This window comes from Corynebacterium sp. AOP36-E1-14 (assembly GCF_052377495.1).
Lineage (GTDB): Bacteria > Actinomycetota > Actinomycetes > Mycobacteriales > Mycobacteriaceae > Corynebacterium.
Window position 1 is genome coordinate 1 of sequence record NZ_JBQSWV010000055.1, and the last position, 5508, is coordinate 5508.

At 70.7% G+C, this 5508-nt stretch carries 5 protein-coding genes; 2 read left to right on the forward strand and 3 right to left on the reverse strand.

Annotated elements, in window-relative coordinates:
• The 3 genes from ACT3TD_RS14530 to ACT3TD_RS14540 form a co-directional block, all read right to left on the reverse strand.
• On the reverse strand, positions 1 to 669 hold a 669-nt coding region (locus ACT3TD_RS14530; protein ID WP_444638064.1), incomplete at its 3' end, for an ABC transporter permease.
• Positions 666 to 1655 carry an ABC transporter permease gene (locus ACT3TD_RS14535; RefSeq protein ID WP_301443734.1) on the reverse strand — a complete coding sequence of 330 codons (990 nt, stop codon included), beginning with the start codon at positions 1653 to 1655 and terminating at the stop codon, positions 666 to 668. The genes ACT3TD_RS14535 and ACT3TD_RS14530, both read right to left, overlap by 4 nt.
• Positions 1652 to 3286 (reverse strand): ABC transporter substrate-binding protein, encoded by a 1635-nt coding sequence (locus tag ACT3TD_RS14540; protein WP_444615216.1) that lies wholly within the window; start codon positions 3284 to 3286, stop codon positions 1652 to 1654. The genes ACT3TD_RS14535 and ACT3TD_RS14540 overlap by 4 nt, the downstream gene beginning before the upstream one ends.
• Before the next feature lie 199 nt (positions 3287 to 3485).
• On the opposite strand from ACT3TD_RS14540, the gene ACT3TD_RS14545 reads away from it, so the two are divergent.
• Positions 3486 to 4880 carry an LLM class flavin-dependent oxidoreductase gene (locus ACT3TD_RS14545; RefSeq protein ID WP_301443732.1) on the forward strand — a complete coding sequence of 465 codons (1395 nt, stop codon included), beginning with the start codon at positions 3486 to 3488 and terminating at the stop codon, positions 4878 to 4880.
• A 96-nt stretch (positions 4881 to 4976) separates the two neighbouring features.
• Positions 4977 to 5471 carry a hypothetical protein gene (locus tag ACT3TD_RS14550; RefSeq protein WP_301443731.1) on the forward strand — a complete coding sequence of 165 codons (495 nt, stop codon included), beginning with the start codon at positions 4977 to 4979 and terminating at the stop codon, positions 5469 to 5471.
• The last annotated feature ends 37 nt before the right edge of the window (positions 5472 to 5508 follow it).

Genomic DNA, 5508 nt, shown 5'->3' on the forward strand with positions numbered 1-5508 from the left:
GTTCGGCGCGACGTGCTGCCGCAGCGTCCTCCAGCGCGTGTGCCCCAGCACCGCCGCCGCCTCGACGTAGGCGGCGTTGCGCACGGCGAGCACCTGGCCGCGCACGATGCGCGCGTACCCGGGGGCGATGCCGATGCCGATGGCGACCACCAGGGTGGTGGCGCCCGGACCGAACGTCGAGGCGATGAGCAGGCCCAGCAGGACGGTCGGGAAGGCGAAGAGCAGCTCGATGGACCGGTTGGCCAGCATCCCCGCCACGGTGCGCGACAGGCCTGCGGCGGTGCCCAGCACCACGGCGAGCACCGTCGCCACCGCCACGGCGCCGAAACCGATGCGCAGGGAGGCGCCGGTGCCGGCGATGATCCGGCTGAGCAGGTCCCGCCCGGAGAGGTCGGTGCCGAAGGGGTGCGCCGGCCCCGGCGGTTGGAGGACGGCGTCGAGGTCGATCGCGTACGGGTCGTAGGGGGCCAGCACCCCCGGCGCGACGGCGGCGACGAAGAGAAGGAGGAGGACGCTTCCGGCGATCAGGGTGGGCAGGCCGGTCGCGGCACGGTGGGCCCGCTGCGACGGCAGCGGGTTCACCGTGCGCAGCCGTGCCAGCAGGCCGCGGGGCGTCTGTGTGGTGGACGGGGCGGACGGGGTGGACGGGGACTGGACGGCGGTGCTCACGGGACCTCGATCCTGGGGTCGATGACGGTGTAGAGGGCGTCCACCGCGAGGTTGGCCACGGTGTAGACGAGGGCGATGACGATCACGATGCCGCTGACCAGCGGGACGTCGCGGGACTCTGCCGCGGTCACGAGGGTCTGGCCGATGCCGGCGCGGGCGAAGACGGTCTCCGCGATCACCGCCCCGGAGAGCAGCGCGCCGAGGGCCCACCCGGACACCGACACCGCCGGCAGGACGGCGTGACGCAGCACGTGCCCGGCGCGGACCTGCAGGTCGGTGCGTCCCCTGGCGCGTGCGGTGAGCACGTAGGGTTCGTCCAGCGACGCGCGGAACTCGTCGCGCACCACCTGCCCGAGGTACCCGGCCAGCGGGACCGCGAGGGTGAGCACGGGCAGCACCAGCCCCACCGGCCGGTTACCGCTCTCCACCGGGAACCAGCCGAGTCCGACGGCGAACCCGACGAGCAGCAGCGAGCCCAGCCAGTACTGCGGCAGCCCCGCGGCGACGGTCTCCAGCAGGGAACCGAGCACCCCGACCGGCCCGGGGCGTCCGGCGGTCAGGGTGGTCACCAGGACCACGATGAGCCAGGCGACGACCAGGGAGCTGACGGTGAGCACGAGGGTGGGGCCGATCTGGGCGGCGATCACCTCCACGACCGGTTTCTTCAGCTGGTAGGACGTGCCGAGGTCGCCGCGCAGCAGACCGCCGAGGTAGTCGAGGTACTGGCGCCAGACGGGGTCGGTGAACCCGAACTCGGCGTTGACCGGTGCGGTCTCCTCCGGGGTGCGTTCCCGGCTCTCCCCGGAGGACAGGTTCAGCATGAGTGTGGCGCGGTCGCCGGGTGAGAGCACCTGGAGCAGGAAGGTCACCGTGGCCGCCGCCCAGAGGACCAGGGCGGCGGACGCCAGCCGGCCTGCCCAGCGGCGAACCTGGTCGGGGAGCTGTGGGAGCTGTGGGAGCTGCAGTAGCTGTGTCGGCGCCGTCATTTCACGAACCTCGCGTCATGGAAGACCGGCTCGCCCTGGGACTTCTCCGTCCACACGTCGTGCAGCTCCGGGGAGGCCGCCAGGGAGGTGGTCTGCGTGTAGAGCCCGATCGCCGAGGCCTCGTCCCCGATGACCTGCTGGGCCTGCGAGTACAACCGGGACCGGGTGGCGGGGTCCGGTTCCGAGTTGGCCTGCTCGATGACCTCCTGCAGCTGCGGGTCGTTGAGGAAGGCGGTGTTCTGCGGGTTGGGGCTGTCCTCGAGGCGTTGACGCCAGTTGATGTGCAGCAGTCCCGGGGTGGGGCTGGTCCAGTAACCCACGTACGCCTCGTAGCTGTCAGCCGTGGAGTAGCGTCCGCCCTGCCAGTCCGCCCGGTTCACCGGGATGAGCTGCAGGTCGAATCCTGCGTCACGGGCCTGTGCCGCCACGTCCTGCAGCACCGCGGCACCCTCCGGGCCGACCACCGAGTCCGCGGCGTAGACCACGCGGGCGGACAGCCGTCGGCCGTCCTTCGTGCGCACGCCGTCGTCGTCGCGGCCCGTCCACCCCGCCTCGTCGAGCAGGCCGGCGGCCCTGGCGGGGTCGTGCCCCTGGTCGCCGGCGGTGGGGTCGTGGTCGGGGGTCGACTGGCTGAGTGCACCGTTCGGGTTGTAGGGAACCACCCCCAGGAACGCCGTCTCCACGGCCTTGCGCCGGTCCGCCGAGTACGCGAGCGCCTGTCGCACGCGCGGGTCGTCGAAGGGTGCGGTGGAGGCGTTGGGGATGATCGCGTTCGGCCGCCCACCGGTGATGTACCGGCTGGTCTGGAACCGGCGCGTGGCGTCCGCCCAGTCGACCGGCGGCACGTTGTAGATCACGTCGGACGATCCGCTGGTCAACGACCCGTAGCGCAACACCGGGTCCTTGAGGAACTTCCACCGGACCTCGTCGACGTAGGCGGGCCCCTGGTGCCGCGCGTTGGCGGGGGCGGAGTTGTAGTCGGGGTTGCGCACGAAAGTGATGGACCGGTTCCGGTCCCACCGTTGCAGGATGAAGGGCCCGGAACCCACGGGGTTCTCACAGTTCGCCTCGGCGCCCCGGGCCAGGGCGGTGGGCGACTGGATGCCGAAGTAGCCCTGGGACAGCACCGGGAGCAGCGGCTCGTAGGGACGGTCGAGGGTGAGCCTGAAGGTCAGGTCCTCCAGGGCCTCGGTGGTCTCCACGTACTCGCCGATGTAGGCCAGCACCGTGGAGTTCGCCGTCGCCGGGTCGGGGCGCCCGAGGTAGAGGTCGAAGTTCGTCTTCACCGCCTCCGCGTCCAGCACCGTGCCGTCGGTGAAGTGCACGTCGGGCTTCAGGTGGAAGGTGTAGGAGAGCCGGTCGTCGGAGACGTCCCAGGACTCGGCGAGCCACGGGACGGGCCGGTCCTCGTCGTCCAGGGACACCAGGCTGTCGAGGTACTGGCGGGCCAGGAAGCCGTTCTGCACCCACCCGCCGTGGGCGCAGGGTGGTTCCTGCTCATGTCCGTACTCCACGGTGCCACCGTCGACGAACTCGCCGGACGCCGGCTCCACGCCGGTGTCCCGTCCGTCACCTCGTTCCGGCGGGGCGCAGGACGCCAGGCTGAGACAGGTTGCCGCGGTGGTCACCACGGCCACGAGTGTGCGATGGTGTCTGGGGCGGCGGGGTCGGGCTCGGCGTTGTCGGTGCACGGGTCTTCTCTCGGTTCGTCGGTCAGGCTGGACGCGTCGAGCCGACCCTAGGGTCGCCCGGTGGGCCTCCCCAACGATTCACCACGGGATGATTCCAATTCTTCCGGCCCGGACCAGCGCCCCCGTAGCCTCTCCCCGCATGACCTCACCCAACTCACCCGCCCAGCCACCACTCAAGTTCGCGGCCTTCGTCATGAACACCACCTCGCACATCCTCCACGGCGCGTGGCGGCGTCCCGAGGCACGCCAGCACGACTTCAACGACCTCGACCACTGGGTCGAGCTGGCCCGCACACTGGAGCGGGCCAGGTTCGACGCCATCTTCTTCGCCGACGTCGTCGGGCTCTACGGCGACTACCAGGGCGACTGGCGCAAGTTCGTGGACTCCGGCCTGCAGATCCCCAGCAACGACCCCACGGTCCTGGTGTCCGCACTCGCCGCCGCCACGGAGCATCTCGGCATCGCCGTGACCAGCTCTCCGATCCAGTCCCCGCCGTTCGAGTTCGCCCGCAAGATCTCCACTCTCGACCACCTCACCGGCGGGCGGATCGCCTGGAACGTCGTCACCAGCGCCTCGGAGAACGCGTGGCGCAACTTCGGCCACGACGGACTCGCCGACCACGACGACCGCTACGCCCTCGCCGACGAGTACCTGGACGTGCTCTACAAACTCTGGGAGGGGTCCTGGGACGACGGCGCCCTGGTCCAGGACAAGGAGGCGGGGATCCACGCCGACCACACGAAGGTCCACAAGATCAACCACCACTCACCGCACTACTCCGTAGAAGGTCCGCACCTGGTAGCCCCGTCGCCGCAGCGCACACCCGTGCTGTTCCAGGCAGGCTCCTCCCCCACCGGGCGCCGCTTCGCCGCACGCCACGCGGAGGCACAGTTCATCACCGCGCCGTCGCCGCAGGACGCCACGACGCTGATCGCGGACACCCGCCGGCTGGTGTCCGAGGCCGGCCGCGCGCCAGAGGACCTGACGTTCTTTCAGGGACTCTCCTTCGTGGTCGGCGGCACCGAGGAGGAGGCCAGACGCAGGGAACGCGAGCTCGACGAGAGCCTCGACCTGACCACGCTGCTCGCCCACGCCGCGGGCGGCACCGGCATCGACCTGGGTGCCGCCGACCTGGACACCCCGATCGGCGACCTGACCACCCAGGGCACCCAGTCGACGCTGCTCTGGTTGCGGCAGGCCGTCCAGGGACGCGAGCCGACGGTGCGCGACCTGGCGGAGAACCGTGCCCGCTCCGGGCGGGTGGTCGGCGCCCCGGAACAGATCGCCGAGGAACTCTCACGCTGGCGCGACGCCGGTGTCGGCGGCGTGAACGTCATCAACGCCACCATCCCCGGCAGCTACGAGGAGTTCGCCGAGCAGGTCCTCCCCGTCCTGCGGGAGCGTGGTCTCGCCCGGTCGGAGCACACGCCGGGCACCCTGCGCTCACGGCTGGGCGGCGGTGACCGCCTGCCGGACAGCCACCCGGCGTCCGGCTACCGCAACGCGTTCACCCCGAGCCGAACCCGGGCATAACCCACAGAAGTATGTTTCCATCGGTGGTGGTGCCCCCGGGGCTCCGGGGAGCACCACCAGACAACACCCACTCCTCAACTCTCCAAGGAGCGCATCATGGGACACACACGTGTCAGCAGGAAGTTCGTCACCGCAGCCCTGTCCGTGGGCATCGCGGGAACCGTCGCAGCAGGGGCAGCGTCCCCCGCGGTGGCACAGGAGGCGCCGGCACCCGGCGTCGGGCAGAAGGTCGACGTCGGTGTCAGCATCGACCCGGTCACGGTGGTGGACTCCATCAGGGACGCCGTCAACGACCAGGACGACAGGGGCGGCGCGGTCCGCGCCGGCCTGGACATCGCCTACACGCAGACCGAGGGCAAGAGCATCGACGGCCAGGGTCCCGTGACGGCCGTGGCGATCGCCAACAAGAACCAGGACATCAACTCCGAGGGCCAGATCTGGGCCGAACCGATCGACATCAAGGGCGGGAACTACGTCCTGTACTTCTACTCCAACGCCGGTTCCCTCACGAACGACGGTGACGGCGGGTGGATCAACTGGGGTGCCCAGGGACAGATCAACCGGGAGGACAACGTCATCAGGTTCGACTGACGTGTCCTCCCGGCGCTGCAGGACCTGCACCTAGGGC